15 protein-coding genes are annotated in these 18,197 nt (G+C 71.1%); 7 read left to right on the top strand and 8 right to left on the bottom strand.

Features of this window, described 5'->3' with window-relative positions:
- Positions 1 to 160 precede the first annotated feature (160 nt).
- From ACYVLT_RS40300 to ACYVLT_RS40280, 5 genes are all read left to right on the top strand, one after another.
- Positions 161 to 1,129, top strand: coding sequence for an MASE1 domain-containing protein (locus tag ACYVLT_RS40300; RefSeq protein ID WP_461125405.1), 969 nt, complete (start codon positions 161 to 163; stop codon positions 1,127 to 1,129).
- Positions 1,130 to 2,203, top strand: coding sequence for a lycopene cyclase family protein (locus ACYVLT_RS40295; protein WP_461125404.1), 1,074 nt, complete (start codon positions 1,130 to 1,132; stop codon positions 2,201 to 2,203).
- 41 nt (positions 2,204 to 2,244) lie between these two features.
- Positions 2,245 to 3,948 (top strand): EAL domain-containing protein, encoded by a 1,704-nt coding sequence (locus ACYVLT_RS40290; RefSeq protein WP_461125403.1) that lies wholly within the window; start codon positions 2,245 to 2,247, stop codon positions 3,946 to 3,948.
- Positions 3,949 to 4,030: 82 nt separating this feature from the next.
- Entirely contained in the window at positions 4,031 to 5,149 is a 1,119-nt protein-coding gene (locus ACYVLT_RS40285; protein WP_461125402.1) for a carboxylate-amine ligase, read from the top strand.
- Positions 5,150 to 5,250: 101 nt separating this feature from the next.
- On the top strand, positions 5,251 to 5,667 hold the full coding sequence (locus ACYVLT_RS40280) for a CBS domain-containing protein (RefSeq protein WP_461125401.1): 417 nt from the start codon (positions 5,251 to 5,253) through the stop codon (positions 5,665 to 5,667).
- Between the two features lie 165 nt (positions 5,668 to 5,832).
- Here ACYVLT_RS40280 and ACYVLT_RS40275 read toward each other — a convergent pair whose 3' ends face one another.
- Genes ACYVLT_RS40275 through ACYVLT_RS40240 form a run of 8 tightly spaced genes read right to left on the bottom strand, consistent with a single transcriptional unit; the run spans position 5,833 to position 12,495 of the window.
- On the bottom strand, positions 5,833 to 6,225 hold the full coding sequence (locus ACYVLT_RS40275; protein WP_360449900.1) for a metal-sulfur cluster assembly factor: 393 nt from the start codon (positions 6,223 to 6,225) through the stop codon (positions 5,833 to 5,835).
- Positions 6,222 to 6,665, bottom strand: a complete 444-nt coding sequence (gene sufU, locus ACYVLT_RS40270) for a Fe-S cluster assembly sulfur transfer protein SufU (RefSeq protein ID WP_360449898.1) — start codon at positions 6,663 to 6,665, stop codon at positions 6,222 to 6,224. The genes ACYVLT_RS40275 and sufU overlap by 4 nt, the downstream gene beginning before the upstream one ends.
- Positions 6,666 to 6,681: 16 nt before the next feature.
- Positions 6,682 to 7,959: a cysteine desulfurase gene (locus ACYVLT_RS40265; RefSeq protein WP_461125400.1), complete on the bottom strand. Its 1,278-nt coding sequence runs from the start codon at positions 7,957 to 7,959 to the stop codon at positions 6,682 to 6,684.
- A gap of 58 nt (positions 7,960 to 8,017) precedes the next feature.
- Positions 8,018 to 8,791 carry a Fe-S cluster assembly ATPase SufC gene (gene sufC / locus ACYVLT_RS40260; RefSeq protein WP_461125399.1) on the bottom strand — a complete coding sequence of 258 codons (774 nt, stop codon included), beginning with the start codon at positions 8,789 to 8,791 and terminating at the stop codon, positions 8,018 to 8,020.
- 51 nt (positions 8,792 to 8,842) lie between these two features.
- Positions 8,843 to 9,163 carry a non-heme iron oxygenase ferredoxin subunit gene (locus tag ACYVLT_RS40255; protein WP_461125398.1) on the bottom strand — a complete coding sequence of 107 codons (321 nt, stop codon included), beginning with the start codon at positions 9,161 to 9,163 and terminating at the stop codon, positions 8,843 to 8,845.
- Positions 9,160 to 10,350 (bottom strand): Fe-S cluster assembly protein SufD, encoded by a 1,191-nt coding sequence (gene sufD / locus ACYVLT_RS40250; protein WP_461125397.1) that lies wholly within the window; start codon positions 10,348 to 10,350, stop codon positions 9,160 to 9,162. Before sufD ends, ACYVLT_RS40255 begins: the two co-directional genes overlap by 4 nt.
- 1 nt (position 10,351) lies before the next feature.
- Positions 10,352 to 11,797 (bottom strand): Fe-S cluster assembly protein SufB, encoded by a 1,446-nt coding sequence (gene sufB, locus ACYVLT_RS40245; RefSeq protein WP_158852257.1) that lies wholly within the window; start codon positions 11,795 to 11,797, stop codon positions 10,352 to 10,354.
- Entirely contained in the window at positions 11,794 to 12,495 is a 702-nt protein-coding gene (locus ACYVLT_RS40240) for a helix-turn-helix transcriptional regulator (protein WP_461125396.1), read from the bottom strand. Before ACYVLT_RS40240 ends, sufB begins: the two co-directional genes overlap by 4 nt.
- Before the next feature lie 116 nt (positions 12,496 to 12,611).
- Between ACYVLT_RS40240 and mptB the strand changes: the two genes are divergently transcribed.
- Together mptB and ACYVLT_RS40230 are read left to right on the top strand one after the other, a co-directional pair.
- Complete coding sequence (gene mptB / locus ACYVLT_RS40235; RefSeq protein ID WP_461125395.1) at positions 12,612 to 14,174, top strand: polyprenol phosphomannose-dependent alpha 1,6 mannosyltransferase MptB; 1,563 nt, start codon at positions 12,612 to 12,614, stop codon at positions 14,172 to 14,174.
- 282 nt (positions 14,175 to 14,456) lie between these two features.
- Positions 14,457 to 18,104, top strand: coding sequence for a patatin-like protein (locus ACYVLT_RS40230; protein WP_461125394.1), 3,648 nt, complete (start codon positions 14,457 to 14,459; stop codon positions 18,102 to 18,104).
- Positions 18,105 to 18,197 lie beyond the last annotated feature (93 nt).

Below are 18,197 nucleotides of genomic sequence, written 5' to 3'. Positions count from 1 at the left end.
TGATGTCCGCCGCGCTCCGTTCCGGTCTCTCTCCGGCCCGTTCCGCGCTGGCAGAGAGAAACTTACACGAGCGCCCTCGGATAGTGAAATCGGGGGGTCGGTCAGGGCATCTCCGCAGCTAGGCGTGGTGCGACTCCGTGGAACGGTGGATGCTGTGGCCGTGCAGCCCTCCCCCCGGCTCGGCCGGTACGTGCTCCACCTCGCCGTCGTCGCGGGTGCCTACTACGTGGGTGCCGGAATCGGACTCCTCCAAGCGTTGGTGAACGACCAGGTGACCCCGCTGTGGCCGCCGACCGGTGTCGCCGTGCTCGCGCTGCTGCTGGGTGGGATGAAGTTGTGGCCGGGCATCGCGTTGGGTGCGTTCGCGGTCAACTTCACGCTCACCGACCTCGGCGCGACGATCCTCATCTCCGCGGGCAACACCCTCGGCCCCGTGGTGGCGTACCTGTTGCTGAAGCGGGTCGGCTTCCGGCTGGAGATGGACCGCACGCGTGACGCGCTCGCGCTGGTGTTGTTGGCCGGGTTGGTGGGCATGGCCGTCAGCGCGACGATCGGCTCGGGCACGCTCCTGGTGACGGGCGTGATCGACGGCGCGTCGTTCTGGTCGACGTGGACGGTGTGGTGGACCGGCGACGCGCTGGGCGTGCTGGTGCTCGTGCCGATCGTGCTGGCGTTCCGCTCCCTGCGCCTGCGCAACCACTCCCTGCGGCGCTGGGTGGAGGCCGCCGGGTTGCTGGTGAGCACGGCGGTGGTCATGACCGTGGCGAGCACCAACGACCTGCGGCTGATGTACTTGGTGTTCCCGTTCCTGATCTGGGCGGCACTGCGGTTCCAGCACCTCGGCACGGCGCCGTGCGCATTGGTCGCGACGACCCTGGCGGCACGGGGCGCGGCGCGCGGCACCGGTCCGTTCGCGGATCTGGACCTGGTGGTGCGCATGGTGACGTTGCAGGCGTTCAACGGGACCGTGGTGTTGACGGCCCTGTTGTTGTCGGCGGTGATCGCGGAGCGGAACGCGGCGCGGCGGGCGATCGAGCGGACGGTGGAGCAGTTGGCGAACGTGGTGGCGCAGTACCAGCCGCTGGTGCTGGGCGACCTGCTGCCGCCCAAACCCCCGGAGAAGCGCTGAGTGGACGTCGTGGTCGTAGGTGGCGGGCCCGCGGGACGGGCGTTGGCGCGGGCGTGTGCGGCGAGGGGGCTGGGTACGACGTTGGTCGACCCGAGCCCGGGTCGACCGTGGCGCGCGACCTACGCGGCGTGGGCGGACGAGTTGCCGTCCGACGCGCCGGTGGCGGTGGTGACCTCCAAAGCCCGTGCGGTGACCACGGCGGAGCACGTGATCGACCGGGGTTACGCGGTGTTGGACAACGAGCGGTTGCGGTGGCTCCCGGACGGGGTGCGGGTGATCGCGGGTCGGGTGGTCAGCCGCACGGGCACCGCGGCGACGTTGGCCGACGGGCGGGTGCTGACCGGGCGGGTGGTGGACGCGAGCGGCACGGTGGGTGGTCGGGCGGCGCAGACGGCGGTCGGCGTGGTGGTCCCGGCCGGGCGGGCAACGCCGTTCGTCGGCGCGGACGAGGCGTTGATCATGGATTGGCGCAAGCCGCCGGCGGCCACGACGGGTGATCCGACGTTCCTCTACGCGATCCCGGTGTCGGCGGACGAGGTGCTGCTGGAGGAGACGTCGTTGGCGCGCCGCCCGGGTCTGCCGTTGCGCGAACTGCGGCTCCGGTTGCACGCGCGCCTGGCCGCGCACGGCATCCCGGTGCCGGAGGACGAGGAACGGGTGCGCATCACGTTGGACGGGCGGGCGCGGGACGGTGCGTTCGGCGCGGCGGCGGGGTGGATCCACCCGGCGACGGGGTACAGCGTGGCGGCGGCGCTGCGGCGGGCGCCGGTGGTGGCGGAGGCGATCGCGGCGGGCCGTCCGGTGGCGCGGTCGGCGGCGGAACGGGCGGTGCGCCGGTTGCGGTTGAGAGGTCTGGCGGCGTTGCTGGCACTGCCGCCCGACGAGGTGCCGGAATTCTTCAACAGATTTTTTCAATTACCCGACAGTCTTCAACGGGACTACCTCGGTGGGCACGCTGACCTGCGTGGGACCGCCCGTGCGATGGTCCGGCTGTTCGGTTCGACGGGGTGGGGTATGCGGGCCCGGTTGGTATTTCCTGTGCAATCGGCCAAAAGTGTGAGAACACCTGGTTAACGGTCTCGGCAAAAGAAGATCGACCGGGCACGATCGGGGCCGTGCCCGCCTTGCTGGATGACGTCCGGTTCGCCTTCCAGCCGTTGTTCAACCTCCACACCGGAGGGGTCGTGGCGGTGGAAGCGCTGGCCCGACCGCACGACGGCACCGTGCAGGACCTGCTGCGGATGGCGTTCCGCGCCGGGTACCTGGCCAACACCGACGTGGCCCTCGCGTGCCGCGCGGTCCGGCACGCGGCCGAGCACGGCCTCGGCGTGCCGCTGCACGTCAACCTGCTCGCGTTGACCGTCGCGGACAAGCCCGAGCTGATGGCCCCGCTGTACGGCGCGCTGCGCGAGGTCGGCCGCACCCCCGCCGACCTGGTGGTCGAGATCGGCACGCCGTACTCGCGCGCGCCGCGCCGGCTGCTGGTGAAGGGTGTCGAGCGGCTGCGGCAGGACGGGTTCCGGATCGGCCTGGACGGCGTGGGCGAGGGCGACTCGCCGCTGTCGCTGCTGACCGAGGTGCACCCGGACGTGATCAAGCTGGACCGCGAGGTGGTGGTGGCGCTGCCCACCGACCCCGCCCGGTACGCGCTGACCCAGGCGTTGCAGCACCTGTGCGAGCACACCGGGTCGCTGGTCGTGGCGGAGGGCGTGGAGACCGAGGCGCAGCTGGCCGCGCTGCGCAGGCTGGGTGTGCGGCTCGCGCAGGGCAACCTGCTGGCCAGCCCGCAGCGGCGGCCGAAGGTGGACGCGACCATCTCCGCGGTGTTGAGCGAGGTCAACGACCCGGAGGCGATCACCAGCACGATGACGGCGCCGCTGCGGCGCAAGTCCGGTCCGAAGGTCACCGACTTCCTGCACCCGGCGACCACGCTGCCCGACTCGGCGACGTCCGAGGAGGTGCGCGACGTGCTGGCGAACCAGCCGACGGTCACCGGCGTGGTGCTCGTGGACGACGGTGGCCGGCCGCGGTGGACGGTGGACCGCAACCGGTTCCTGCTGGCGGTGACGGGGCCGTTCGGGCACGCCCTGCACGCCAAGCGGGAGGCGGCGCGGCTGGCGGACAAGCCGAAGCTGATCGGCGCGGATTCGAGCGCGCTGGAGCTGCTGGACGTGGTGGCGCACGCCAACCGCGAGCGCACCAACGACGACCTGGTGGTCGTGGACGACGACGACCGCTGCCTGGGCGTGGTGCGGGTCGCGGACGTGGTGCGCGGTGTCGCCGAGATGAAGGTGGAGCAGGCCGCGGCGTTGAGCCCGCTGACGCGGTTGCCGGGTAGTGACTCGATCGCGCGGGAGGTGGACCGGCGCATCCTGGGCGGCGAGTTGTTCGCGGTGGGGTGGCTGGACGTGGACGCGTTCAAGCGGGTCAACGACTCGGCGGGGTTCGCGGCCGGTGACGACCTGATCCGGGCGATAGGGCGGGCGCTGACCGAGGGGGCTGCGGTGTACCCGGGCGTGCAGGTGGGGCACGTGGGCGGGGACGACTTCCTGGTGGTGGCGGGGTTGAACGAGATCGTGCCGTTCTCCGCCGGTGTGCTGGACGTGCCGTTCGAGGCGGAGGGGCGCGGGGTGACGTTGTCGTTGGCGACGTTGATCTGCGCGGCCGGGTCGGTGGGGTCCTACCGGGAGGTGTCGCGGTTGCTGGCGCCGTTGAAGGAGCACGCGAAGTCGCTGCGGGGCACGAGTTGGGTGCTGGGTCGGCCGGGCAGCGACCACGTCGACGTGCTGCGCGGTGGGCCGCACCTGGCGGTAAGTTAGGAAGTTCACCGCAAAGCCGCATGTGCGGTGCGGTTGGTTACTCATAGCATCAGGCCGACTACCCACCGCAGGGAGGTCCCTGGTGAGCGAGGTCTTCGCCCTACCGCTTCCGCGAGTCGTCTCCGATCTGCCGCTCTCGGTCGGGGTGGAGGAGGAGTTCCTGCTGGTGGACGCCGACACCGGGGTGTTGGTGCCGCTGGCGGGCCCGGTGCTGGGCGGCGCCGGGGTGTCCGGGCCGGACCTCCAGGCGGAGATGACGCTCTACCAGGTGGAGAGCGCCACGCGGGTGTGCCGGAGCATGGCCGAGGTGCGCGAGCAGTTGGTGGCGGCACGGCGTGCGCTGTCGGCGTTGGCGGGTGCGCACGGCGCGCGGGTCGTGGCGAGCGGGACGCCGGTGCTGGGTGGTCTCCGGCCGCCGCCGTTGACCGACGACGACCGCTACCGCGCCATCGCCGCGGAGTACGGGTCGTTGATCGACGGGCTGACCATCTGCGGGTGCCACGTGCACATCGGGATCCCGGACGAGGACACCGGTGTGCTGATCAGCAACCACCTGCGGGAGTGGCTGCCGGTGCTGTTGGCGATCAGCGCGAACTCGCCGTTCTCGGAGGAGCGGGACACGGGGTACGCGAGCTGGCGCTACCAGGCGTGGAGCCCGTGGCCGTCGGCGGGCGTGCCGCCGTGGTTCGAGTCGGCGGAGGACTACCACCGGGGCACGCGGGTGCTGCGGTCGGGCGGGGCGGCGTTGGACCAGGCGATGGTCTACTGGGACGTGCGGCTGTCGGCCCGTCACCCGACGGTGGAGCTGCGGGTGTGCGACGTCCCGATGACCGCGGACGAGGCGGTGGTGCTGGCGGCGTTGGTGCGGGCGATAGCGGGGACCGCGTTGGCCGGCGCGCCCGCGCAGCGGGTGTCGGACCTGGCGTTGCGGACGGCGTTGTGGCGGGCGGCGCGGGACGGGTTGGACGGCGCGGCGATCGAGCCGCGCACCGGTCGGCTGGTGCCCGCGGTGGACATGGTGCGGGCGTTGGTGGAGTGGACGCGCCCGGTGCTGCGTGCGGCGGGGGACGAGGACCTGGTGGTGGACGGCATCGACCGGTTGCTGCTGGACGGCACGGGTGCGGTGCGGCAGCGGCGGGCGTTCGGTCGGCGCGGGTCGCTCGCGGACGTGGTGGAGATGCTGGTCGCGGAGACGGCGTAGGCGTCCGGCCGGGGTGGTTGTCGGCCGGGGTGGTTGCCGGTCGAGGTGCTGGGAGCGTCCGGTCGGCGCATGCTGGACGTACGCGACCAAGGAGGTTCGGCATGACCACCGCACGGGAGATCATGAACGCCGGTGTCCAGTGCATCAAGGAGGACCAGAGCCTGCGTGACGCGGCGCGGATGATGCGCGAGTTGGGCGTCGGCTCGTTGCCGATCTGCGGCGAGGACGACAAGCTGCACGGGATCATCACCGATCGTGACATCGTGCTGCGCTGCGTGGCCGAAGGCCGGGATCCCGCATCGATGACGGCCGGGGAGATGTCCGGGCACCTGCACTGGGTGAACGCGGACGACGACCTGTCGCACGTGCTGCGGACGATGGAGGACAACCAGATCCGCCGGGTCCCGGTGATCGAGGACCACCGGCTGGTGGGGATGGTGTCGGAGGCGGACCTCGCCCGGCACTTGACCGAGTCGCAGATCGCCGAGTTCGTGGAACGCGTCTACGCCGCACGCTGACCGCCTACGCCGCCCGCTGACCACCGCTCGTCCACATCGCTCACCGACGACCGCGCACGGTTGTCCACAGGCGGCTGCCGAGGGCCCGCAACTGTCGGTCCTCGCCGGTAACCTCAAAGCAGGGGTCCCCTTGGCGGGGACCCCTGCTCTGGCGTTGGAGATGGGTCAGACGGTGAAGCCGAGGGCGCGCAGCTGTTCGCGGCCGTCGTCGGTGATCTTCTCCGGCCCCCACGGGGGCATCCAGACCCAGTTGATGCGGAAGTCGTCGACGAGCCCGCCGCCCCCACCGCCGACCAGCGCCGACCGCGTCTGGTCCTCGATGACGTCGGTCAGCGGGCACGCCGCGGACGTCAGGGTCATGTCGATGAGCGCGACGTTCTCCTCGTCCACGCGGATGTCGTAGACCAGGCCGAGGTCGACGACGTTGATGCCCAGCTCGGGGTCGACCACGTCGCGCATGGCCTCCTCGACGTCGTCCACGGCCGCGACCTCGGCCTTCGGGGCGGGCGGCTCGGGCATGCCCTCGATGCCGCGCACCACGTCCTCTTCGGCGGTCATGCCTTTGCTCCCTCGCTGCGTGCCACCGCGTCCTTGAACGCCATCCAGCCCAGCAGCGCGCACTTCACGCGCGCCGGGTACTTCGCCACGCCCGCGAACGCGATGCCGTCCTCCAGGACGTCCTCGTCGGGCTCCACCTGGCCGCGGCCCTGCATGAGCTCCACGAACGCGTCCAGCTTCTCGAACGCCTCGCCCAACGGCCTGCCCACCACCAGATCGGTCAACACCGAGGTGGAGGCCTGGCTGATGGAACAGCCCTGACCGTCGTACGACACGTCGCGGACGATCTCGCCGTCGAGGCTGACCCGCAACGTCACCTCGTCGCCGCAGGTCGGGTTGATCTGGTGCGACTCGGCGTCGAACGGGTCGCGCAGGCCGCGACCGTGCGGGTTCTTGTAGTGGTCCAGGATGATCTCCTGGTACATCTGCTGCAGCTGCATCACGCCCACCCGAAAGTCATCGAACGCCGAAGAACTTCTGCGCCTCGCGGACGGCGTCCACCAGGGCGGTCACCTCGTCCACCGTGTTGTACAGGTAGAAGCTGGCCCGCACGGTCGCGGCGGCGTCCATCCGCCGGTGCAGGGGCCACGCGCAGTGGTGGCCGACGCGCACCGCGACGCCCAGGCTGTCGAGCACCTGGCCCGCGTCGTGCGCGTGGATGCCGTCGACGACGAACGACACCGCGCCGCCGCGGTCGACCGTGTCGAGCGGTCCGACGACCCGCACGCCGGGGACCTCGGCGAGACCGCGCAGCGCCGCCTCGGTGAGCAGGTGCTCGTGCGCGGCGACGCGGTCCATGCCGATGGCGTTGAGGTAGTCCACCGCCGCGCCCAGCGCCACCGCCTGCGACGTCATGGGCACGCCCGCCTCGAACCGCGCGGGCGGCGGGGCGAAGGTCGACTTCGCCATGTGGACCATCTCGATCATCGAACCGCCGGTGAGGAACGGCGGCAGGGCTTCCAGCAGCTCACGGCGGCCGTAGAGGACGCCGATGCCGGACGGGCCGAGCATCTTGTGGCCGCTGAACACGGCGAAGTCCACGCCCAGCGCGGCGAGGTCGACCGGGCTGTGCGGCACGGACTGGCAGGCGTCCAGCACGGTGAGCGCGCCCACCGCGCGAGCCGCGTCCGCCAGCACGCGCACCGGGTTCACGGTGCCGAGCACGTTGGACTGGTGGGTGAACGCGACGACCTTCGTGCGGGCGTTGACCAGCTCGTCCAGGTTCGACAGGTCGAGGCGGCCCTCGTCGGTGACGCCGAACCAGCGCAGCGTGGCGCCCGTGCGGGCGGCCAGCTGCTGCCACGGCACGAGGTTCGCGTGGTGCTCCATCTCGGTCACCACGATCTCGTCGCCGGGACCGACGCGGAACCGCTCGGCCTCGGGACCGGCGGTGGCCGCGTTGCCCATCGCGTAGGCGACGAGGTTCACGCCCTCGGTCGCGTTCTTGGTGAACACGATCTCGCCGTGGTCGACACCCACGAAGTCGGCGATCTTCTGCCTGGCGCCCTCGTAGGCGTCGGTGGCCTCTTCCGCCAGTTGGTGCGCGCCCCGGTGCACCGCGGCGTTGGCGGTTTCCAGGAAGGCGCGCTCGGCGTCGAGGACCTGCCTCGGGCGTTGCGAGGTGGCGCCGGAGTCCAGGTAGACCAGCCGCTTGCCCTCCCGCACGGTGCGGCCAAGGATCGGGAAGTCCGCCCGGACGCCTACGACGTCCAGCGCAGCCGCGGTGGTGGTCACTGCTCCGACGCCTCCTCTCGATACGTGTTCACGGACAGGTCGCCCACGGGGTGCAACGTCAGGCGATGCCCGCGGCTTCCTGCTTGCCGATGTACTTCACGTAACCCTCGGCCTCGAGCTTGTCGGCCAGCTCCGGGCCGCCGGACTCGGCGATGCGGCCCCCGGCGAAGACGTGCACGAAGTCGGGCGAGATGTACTTGAGGATCCGGGTGTAGTGCGTGATCAGCATCACGCCGACCTCGCCGGACTGCTTGTACCGGTTCACGCCCTCGGACACCACGCGCAGCGCGTCGACGTCCAGGCCCGAGTCGGTCTCGTCGAGGATCGCGATCTTCGGCTGGAGCAGCCCGAGCTGGAGGATCTCGTGGCGCTTCTTCTCGCCGCCGGAGAAGCCCTCGTTGACCGAGCGCTCGGCGAAGGCCGGGTCGATGTCCAGGTCGGACATCGCCTGCTTGACCTCCTTGACCCAGAGGCGCAGCTTCGGGGCCTCGCCGCGCACGGCGGTGGCGGCGGTGCGCAGGAAGTTCGACATCGAGACGCCGGGCACCTCGACCGGGTACTGCATGGCGAGGAACAGGCCCGCGCGGGCGCGCTCGTCGACGGTCATCTCCAGCACGTCCACGCCGTCCAGCAGCACGCTGCCGGAGGTGATCTGGTACTTGGGGTGCCCGGCGATGGCGTAGGACAGGGTGGACTTGCCCGAGCCGTTGGGACCCATGATCGCGTGGGTCTCACCTGCGTTGATGGTCAGGTCGACGCCCTTGAGGATCTCCTTGGAGCCCTCGTCGGTGTTGACCGAGACGTGCAGGTCCTTGATCTCCAGAGTGGCCATTGGTGCTTCGTTCTCCTGGTGTTGCGAGCGAAAGTCGGTTCGTAGCCGTGGTCAGTTCACGGCTGTGGTGACGTCGACGTAGACGTCACCGGCGCGGAGCTCGACGGCGAACACGTCGACCGGGTCGGTGGCGGGCGGCGAGGACGGGCGGCCGGTGCGCAGGTCGAAGCACGAGCCGTGCAGCCAGCACTCCACGCCCTTGCGCGTCACCTCGCCCTCGCTGAGCGCGACCTCGGCGTGCGAGCACAGGTCGCGCAGCGCGTGCACGGCCTCGCCGTCGCGGACGAGCACGACCGGGGTGTACTCGTCGCCGACCTCGAACGCCGCGGGCTTGCGGTCGTCGAGGTCGGTCAGCGAGCACACCCTGATCACACGCCCACCGCTTCGAGCTCCGCCTCGATGGCGGCTTCCAGGCGCTCGCGCACCTCGGGAACGGCGATCTTGAGCAGGATCTCGTGGAAGAACCCGCGCACGACCAGCCGGCGTGCCTGGTCCTCCGGGATGCCGCGGGCCTGGAGGTAGAACAGCTGCTCGTCGTCGAACCGGCCGGTGGCGCTGGCGTGGCCCGCGCCCTCGATCTCGCCGGTCTCGATCTCCAGGTTGGGCACCGAGTCGGCGCGGGCGCCGTCGGTGAGCACCAGGTTGCGGTTGAGCTCGAAGGTCTCGGTGCCCTCGGCGGCGGCCCGGATCAGCACGTCGCCGATCCACACGGTGTGCGCGTCCTCGCCCTGGAGCGCGCCCTTGTAGACCACGTTGCTGCGGCAGTTGGACGCCGAGTGGTCGATGAAGGTGCGGTGCTCCAGGTGCTGGCCCGCGTCGGCGAAGTACAGGCCGAGCAGCTCGGCGTCGCCGCCGCGCCCGGTGTAGGTCACCACCGGGGTGAGGCGCACGACGTCGCCACCGAGGGTGATGACGGTGTGCTTGAACGTGGCGTCGCGGCCCAGCTTGGCGTGGTGCGAGGACACGTGCACCGCGTCGTCGGCCCAGTCCTGGATGGCGACCACGGTGAGGTGCGCGCCGTCGTCGACGACGATCTCGATGTTGTCGGCGTACGCGCCGGAGCCGCGGTGGTCGATGACGACGACGGCCTCGGCGAACTGCTTGGCGTGCACGTGCAGGTGACCGTAGGCGACCCGGCCCTCGCCCGGGCCGGTCACCGTGACGGTGGTCGGCTCGGACTTCGCGTCACCGGGGAGGGTGACGACGGTGGCCTCGGTGAACGACGACCAGGCCTGGGCGGCGACGCGGTCACCGGGGGTGCCCGCGACGCCGAGCCGCTGGTCGCCGCGCGCCGCGGTCTCGACCGTGACGCCCTCGGGCGCGTTGACCTCGACCTTCGCGGTGCCGGTCGCCTCGGCGCCGTTGTGCAGGTTCGCCAGGCGCTTCATGGGGGTGAAGCGCCAGATCTCCTCGCGACCGCCGGGCACCTCGAACGCGTTCACGTCGAAGGACGTGAAGTGGTCGGCGCGCGAGGAGATCGGGACGGCACCCGTCTTCCCGGCGCCACCGTGCGAGTGGGCCGTCAGGCCGTGCTGCTGCTGTTCGGTGGTGACGGCCATGTCAGCCGACGGCCCCTTCCATCTGAAGCTCGATCAGGCGGTTCAACTCCAGCGCGTACTCCATGGGCAGCTCGCGCGCGATGGGCTCGACGAACCCGCGCACGATCATCGCCATGGCCTCGTCCTCGTTGAGGCCGCGCGACATCAGGTAGAACAGCTGGTCCTCGGAGACCTTCGAGACCGTGGCCTCGTGGCCCATCGACACGTCGTCCTCGCGGACGTCGACGTAGGGGTAGGTGTCCGAGCGGCTGATGTTGTCCACCAGCAGCGCGTCGCACTTGACCGTGGACTTCGAGTGGTGCGCCCGCTTGTTGACCTGCACGAGGCCGCGGTAGGAGGTGCGGCCACCGCCGCGCGCCACCGACTTCGACACGATCGTGGACGACGTGTACGGCGCCATGTGGACCATCTTCGCGCCCGCGTCCTGGTGCTGGCCCTCGCCCGCGAACGCGATCGAGAGGACCTCGCCCTTGGCGTGCTCGCCCATCAGGAACACGGCCGGGTACTTCATGGTGACCTTGGAGCCGATGTTGCCGTCGATCCACTCCATGGTCGCGCCCTCTTCGGCCTTGGCGCGCTTGGTGACCAGGTTGTAGACGTTGTTCGACCAGTTCTGGATGGTCGTGTAGCGGCAGCGACCACCCTTCTTGACGATGATCTCCACGACGGCGGAGTGCAGCGAGTCCGACGAGTAGATCGGCGCGGTGCAGCCCTCGACGTAGTGCACGTAGGCGCCCTCGTCGACGATGATCAGCGTGCGCTCGAACTGGCCCATGTTCTCGGTGTTGATCCGGAAGTAGGCCTGGAGCGGGATGTCGACGTGGACACCCTTGGGCACGTAGATGAACGAGCCGCCCGACCACACCGCGGAGTTCAGCGCGGAGAACTTGTTGTCACCCGATGGGATGACGGAGCCGAAGTACTCCTTGAACAGCTCCGGGTGCTCGCGCAGGGCCGTGTCGGTGTCCAGGAAGATGACGCCCTGTTCCTCGAGGTCCTCGCGGATCTTGTGGTAGACGACCTCGGACTCGTACTGGGCCGCGACGCCGGAGACCAGGCGCTGCTTCTCCGCCTCCGGGATGCCGAGGCGGTCGTAGGTGTTCTTGATCTCGTCGGGCAGGTCGTCCCAGGTCGCCGCCTGCTTCTCGGTCGACCGGACGAAGTACTTGATGTTGTCGAAGTCGATGCCCGACAGGTCGGAGCCCCAGGTCGGCATGGGCTTGCGGTCGAACAACCGCAGCGCCTTGAGCCGGAACTCCAGCATCCACTCGGGCTCGTTCTTCTTCGCCGAGATGTCCCGAACGACGTCCTCGTTCAGGCCCCGGCGAGCGCTCGCGCCTGCCACGTCCGAGTCGGACCAGCCGAACTCGTAGTTGCCGATGCTCGCCAGGGTCTCTTCCTGGGTGAGCGGGGCTGTGGTGGTGCGCTGCTCGGCAGCGGCAGTCATGCGGGCTCCCCTCCATCTGGGATCCGGGGTGTGTTCGGGATGTGCGTCGTGCACACGGCGTCGCCGCGGGCGATCGTGGCCAGGCGCTGGACGTGCGTGCCGAGCAGGTCGGCGAACGCCGCCGTCTCGGTCTCGCACAGCTGCGGGAACTCCGCCGCGACGTGCGCCACGGGACACAGGTGCTGGCAGAGCTGCTCGCCCGCCCCCACGTGACGCGCCGAGGCAGCGTAGCCCTCCCTGGTCAGCGCGACCGCGAGGGCCTTGGCCCGCTCCGCGCCGTCGGGCTGGGCCACGATGGCCGAGCGGTGCCGGTCGACGAATGCGGACACCCGTCGTTCGGCGAAGGTTCGTACCGCCTCCTCCCCGCCCTGTTCGGCGAGGAACCGCAACGCGGCCACGGCGAGGTCGTCGTAGGCGTGCCCGAAGCGGGCCCGCCCCTGCTCGGTCAGCAGGAAGAGCTTGGCCGGGCGACCCCGGCCGCGCTGACCCCTGCGCGGGGCCTCCCTGCTGGTCGCCTCGCCGTCGGCCACCAGCGCGTCGATGTGCCGGCGCACCGCCGTGGGGCTCAGGCCCAGCTGTTCCGCGACCGAGGCCGCGGTCACCGGGCCCTGCTCCAGCAGGAGCCGTGCGACGGCGTGCCGGGTACGCCCGTCGTGCCCGGACGGCACCACGGTCGAATCGGTCCCGGCGTTTTTCACAACACCAGTGTTGCGTATTTCGCGGGCGGTCGCAAAGATCGACGGGTATCGGGTGACCCGAGTCACCCGCGCGGGCCGGTCGCTACCCTTCGGACGTGACGGCGGGCGGATTGGTGATGACTAACCGGAGCGACATCGGCGAGGCAGCACCTCTCGACGCCGTCGAGACGCGGCAGCTCGACGTCATCCGCCGCTGGGGCACCGTGGGGGCGTTGCTGCTGGCCGTGGGCTCGCTCGGGTCGGGCGCCGCGCCGGTGTTCAGCCCGCTGCCGGGCACGCCGCTGCTGGGGCTGTTCGTCCGGATGCCCAGCGCGTCCATGGCCGTGGTGTGGACCGGCATGTTCCTGATCGTGTCGGCGTGGCTGTGGCTGGGCCGGTTCGCCCGACCGGGTCGTCCCCGGCTGATGTCGCGCAGCCAGCTGGACCGCACCCTGCTGATGTGGATCACGCCGCTGGTGTTCGTGCTGCCCATGTTCAGCCGGGACGTGTACAGCTACCTGGCGCAGTCGCAGATCGCGGCCAACGGGCAGGACCCGTACGAGCTCGGTCCGGCGACGGCGCTGGGCGTCGAGCACGACCTGACGAAGAACGTGCCGAACATCTGGCGGGAGACGCCCGCGCCGTACGGGCCGCTGTTCCTGGCCGTCGGGCGGGTCATCTCGATGGTGACCGGGGACAGCGTGCTGCCCGGCATCTTCCTGCACCGGCTGCTGGGGCTGCTGGGGCTGGCGATGATCGTGTGGGCGCTGCCCAGGCTCGCGCGGCGCTTCGGCGTGCCGCCGGTGGGCGCGCTGTGGTTGGGCGCGGCGAACCCGCTGGTGTTGTTCCACCTGGTCGTGGGCGTGCACAACGAGGGCTTGGCGATCGGCCTGATGCTGGTGGGCCTTGAGCTGGCGTTGCGCCGGTTGTCGCTGGTCACGGGCGCGCCTATGACGCGTGAAGAGCTGTTGTGGATCATCCTCGGCGCGACGATGATCACCATGGGCGCGGCGGTGAAGATCCCGGCCGCGCTGGCCCTCGGGTTCCTCGGCGTGATGATCGCGCGGCGGTGCGGTGGGCGGTTCTCCGACCTGGTGAAGTCGGCGCTGTTGTTGCTGGTCGTCTCCGGTGTGGTGATGGTGGGGACGTGCGTGGGCACCGGGCTCGGGTTCGGCTGGGTGGAGACGTTGAACGTCGCCGGCACGGTGAAGAGCTGGATGTCGCCGCCGACCGCGATGGGGTTCATGGGCGGCGGGCTGGGGCTGCTGCTCGGGCTGGGCAACCACACCGAGTCGATGATCGTGCTGATGCGGATCGTGACGCAGGCGGTGTCGGTGGTGATCGTGGCGACGCTGCTGTGGAAGGCGTTCCGGGGTCGGATCAAGGCCGTGAACGGGTTGGGCGCGGGCCTGGGCGCGGTCCTCGTCCTGGGGCCCGTGCTCCAGCCGTGGTACGTGCTGTGGGCGGCGTTGCCGCTGGCCACGGCCGTGCTGGCGCGCCGGTTCCGGGTGTTCGCGACCACCGTCAGCGCGGTGATCGCGGTGATCCTGCCGCCGACGGGTTCGGCGTTCGACGGGCGTGCCTACATCGTGCCCCAGGCCGTCACGGGCGCCGTGATCGCGTTCGCCGTGTGCCTGATCTTCGCCCGCAAACAGGTGATCCCGCTGATCAAACGCGACCCCCTCCCCGGCTCCGCCTAACCCCCACTCGCCGCGTGTCCTACCTCCAGAACGCGAGAGTCCAACGCTCAGAACGCGAGAGTCCAACGTTCAGAACACCCGAATTCAACGCTCACGACGAGCGGCACGCCGCCGGGCCTGCGCCGAGCGTTGAATTCACCCCGCGCGAACGTAGGACTCTCGCGCGTTGGAGGTAGGACTCTCGCGCGGGTGGTGTAACGGGTGGGGTGGGCGGGCGAGGTAACGGGTGCGGGAGGATCGGGCGCGGGAGGATTCGGGCGCGGTCCGGGGAGGGAGTGCCTGATGGTCGACGTGCCGAGGGAGCAGATCCGGTTCGCGGTCGTGCTCAACGGGGGTGTGAGCCTCGCCGTGTGGATGGGCGGGGTGGTGCTCGAACTCGACCGGCTGACCAGGGGTGACGGTCCGTACGCCGCCCTGCTGGACATGGTCGGCAGCACGGCGCGCGCGGACGTCATCACGGGCACGTCGGCGGGCGGCATCAACGGTGCCGCCCTGGCGTTGTCGCAGGTCAACGCCAACGCCCGGCTGGAACGGCTGCGTGACCTGTGGGCCGAGCAGGGCCGGATGGAACAGCTGCTGCGCACCCCGTTCCGCGGCCAGCCGGTGTCGCTGCTCAGGGGCGACGAGTTCTTCCTGCCCCGCCTTCAGGAGGCGTTGGGGCGCCTGACCACCGACTTCAGCCCGCAGGAGGACCGGCCGGTCGACCTGCGGATCACCACCACGCTGCTCGCGGGCGTGCCCACGGTCACCCACGACGACCTCGGTCAGACCATGGTGCAGGCGACCCACCAGGGCAGCTTCTCGTTCCGCCGCGACCCCGGCGGCCGCGACGACTTCACCGCCGACAAGCTGCCGACGCTGGTCAGCCGGATGGCGTTGGCCGCACGGTCGTCCGCGTCCTTCCCGTTCGCGTTCGAACCCTCGTTCATCCCGGTGGCGCCCGGCGCGCCCGACGGCGACAAGCCGAACATGGCCGAGGTCGCGTCCTGGGCCAACGACACCGACAACCGGTCCCGTTACGCGGTCGACGGCGGTGTCCTGGTCAACACGCCCACCAAGGAGGCGTTGGAGGCCATCGACCGGATGGCCGCCGAAGGCCCCGTGCGGCGGGTGATGCTGCTGGTGTTCCCGCACGCCCCCGAGGCGGTGGTGGAACCCGTGGCCCCGGTGGACGGCGCGCTGCCCAGCACCATCGCCACCGGCGGCAAGCTGCTCGGCGCGTTGACCAGCCAGAGCGGGCGCACCTACGTGGACCGCATCGAGGAGCACAACCGCAACGCCGCCTCCCGCCGCGGCGGCCGCAACGCCCTGCTGGACCGGCTGGCGTCGGGCGGCTCGGTGACGGAGAAGCTCTACGCGCTGGCCGCCACGCTGCACGACCACTACGAGGACGTGCGCATCCGGCACGCCGCCCGCGACGTCACCACCCGCCAGTTCGAGGTGCCGGGCGCGAACGCCGCCGGCTGGACGTTCGAACGGGTCCGCGCCGCGGCGGAGGCGGCGCAGCGCGAGTACCGCGCGCAGCACGGCAAGCTCCCCTACGTGCCGACGCGACCGCAACCGGCCGCGCCGCCCGACCACGGCTGGCCGTGGGGCGTCACGATGGCCGAACGGCTCGCGTCCGCCGCGATGGACGTGCTCAAACGCCTGGTGTGGGTGATGCCGGACGCCGGGCGGCTGGCGATGGCCCGCACGAACCTGTTCGACGTGCGGGAGAAGCTGCGCGCCGCCCGGATCGAGCTGGACGAGCAGTGGACCACCAGCGAGCAGGAGGACCTCGACCAGGAGTACTGGGAGCGGCGGGTCCGCCGGTTCGCCGCGAGGATGCTGGACGAGCCCGACGGCGTCGGCCGGCGGGTGCGCGAGCAGGTGGACCGGATCGCGGGCGTCCTCGGCGACGCGCACGACATCCTCGACCAGCTGGACGACGAGCAGCTGCGGGTCGGTGAGCTGCGGTCGTGGCACCGGTTGCTGACCGAGTCGCGGACCGCGGCGGAGGCCGAGGCAGGGCTGGTGGCGGGCGAGCTGTGGCTGGCGCGGGTGCTGGCGCTGGAGGTCGCCACGACGTGCCTGGCCGACGACACCCGCGGCGGCCTCGACCAGGCCGTGGAGCTGGTGCAGATCAGCCTGCAGACGCGCAACGCGTTCGCCGAGTACAGCCTCACCGCGGAGGACAAGGCCGGTGGCGCGTCGCTGCACCGGTTCTCCGGGTTCCTCAAGCGGTCCTGGCGGGTCAACGACTGGATCTGGGGTCGGCTCGACGGCGCGACCATGCTGTGCAAGGTGTTGTTCGACCCGAAGCGGCTGCTGCGGGTCGACCGGCTGACCGGTGAGGGCGGCGATCCCGTCGAACGGGCCGCGGCGAAGGTCGACGAGCTGGTGGAGGAGCTGTTCGGCGACGGTCTGCCGGACGAGCTGGCGCCGTACGTCGAGCGGGCGAAGGCGGCGCTGGGGAAGATCTACGCGAACCCGGACGGCGACCACCCGCCGACGTGCACGGCGTTGGCGGAGCTGGCCGCGTGGGGCCTGCACACCCGGATCATCTGCGAGGAGCTGCCCGCGTTGCGCGCGGCGATCCTGGCCGACCGGCACGAGGGCGCGGATCGGCGCTCGCGCGGCGAGCTGTTCCTGGAGGAGCAGGCCGCGCTGCTGTCCCGGCTGCCGGCGCGCACGGACGCGGAGCGGGTCGAGGTGGGCGTGCGGGGGCTGGCCGCGTTCGACCGGGCGGGCATCGGGCGTGAGCCGCTGGTGCAGGAGGCGAGCAGCGACCAGGTGATCCGGACGGCGGCGACGGCCGCGGCGGTGGCGATCACCGTGGCCGACAGCGACAACTCCGGGTTGGGCACGGCGAAACCGCTGACCAGGACGTTGCGCGGGGCGGCGCTGCTGCCGTACTGGACGATCACCGGCTTGACCCGGGGCGGTCGGCTGGCGCAGTTCCTGGGGCTGCTGGGGTTCGCGCTGGGCGGCGCGCTGCTGGTGCTGTCGCTGTTCGACCTGCTGCCCCCGTGGGCGGTGGGGCCGGCGGCGGCGTTCGGCGGCGGCACGTTGCTGGCCGCGTTCGGCTACGCCGCGCTGCGGTCCGGCACCTTGCTGCACGGGCTGGTGCTGCTGTCGCCGGTGATCCCGCTGGTCACGGTGGCGATCGACCGGACGCGGGACGCGATGGCGTCGGGTGAGACCGGCGACCAGGCCGTGACGGGCATGGTGGCCGTCGGTGGCGTGCTGCTGGTCGTGGTGGGGTTGTTGATCATCGGCAGCCTGCCCGCGCCGGTGGGCACGCCGCTCGCGGTGCTGGGCAAGATCCGGCTCAAGCCGCGGCTGCTGGTGCGGGTGCTCGTGGCGGCCGGGATCGTGGTCGGTGTGTGGGCCGTGGTGCGCTACCGGCTCTACGACCTGGACCCGGCGCTGGTGGTCGTCGGCACGGTGGTGGCGATCGTGTTCGGCGCGGTCACGTCGTACGTGCTGGGCAGCTCGCTGCGCCGGTGGCGGCAGGTGGACGGGGTGTGGGACACCGAGCCCGCCGAGCCGCCCGCGTCCGCGACCGCCGGGTGGGCCGCGGTGTACGGGTCGGTGCTGCTGGTCATCGGCGCGGTGGTGCAGGTGTTCGCGCTGCGGTTCACCGGGTGGGAGGCGGTGCTGGGCACGGCGTTGGCGTTCGGGTTGGTGCTGCTGCTGGTGACGACGTGGTGGGTGCCGTTGCGGGCGAGGCGGACCATCGCCACGTCGCTGGTGGAGCAGATGTCCATCGTGGACTTCGAGTCCGAGGACGTGGCGGACGCGCTGCTCAAGCGGCTGGAGGGCCACGGGATGCTGTTCAGGTTCCTCACCGAGCTGGACGACGGCGGCAAGCCGCGGTTGAACGCGAGCGGCCACCGCGTCGCCCACCGCGCGGCCCACCGTTCCGCCACCGGCACCGACATCGACTGACCAGCGTGTCCTACGTCCAGAACGCGCGTGTCCTACGTTCGGAACAGGCGAGTTGAACGTTCGGAACACCGGGCACGTGGCTCGCGTGTTCTG

This window comes from Saccharothrix stipae, from assembly GCF_054781895.1.
Note: the sequence above shows the minus strand (reverse complement) of the source record. Positions and strands in the feature narration are given on the sequence as shown.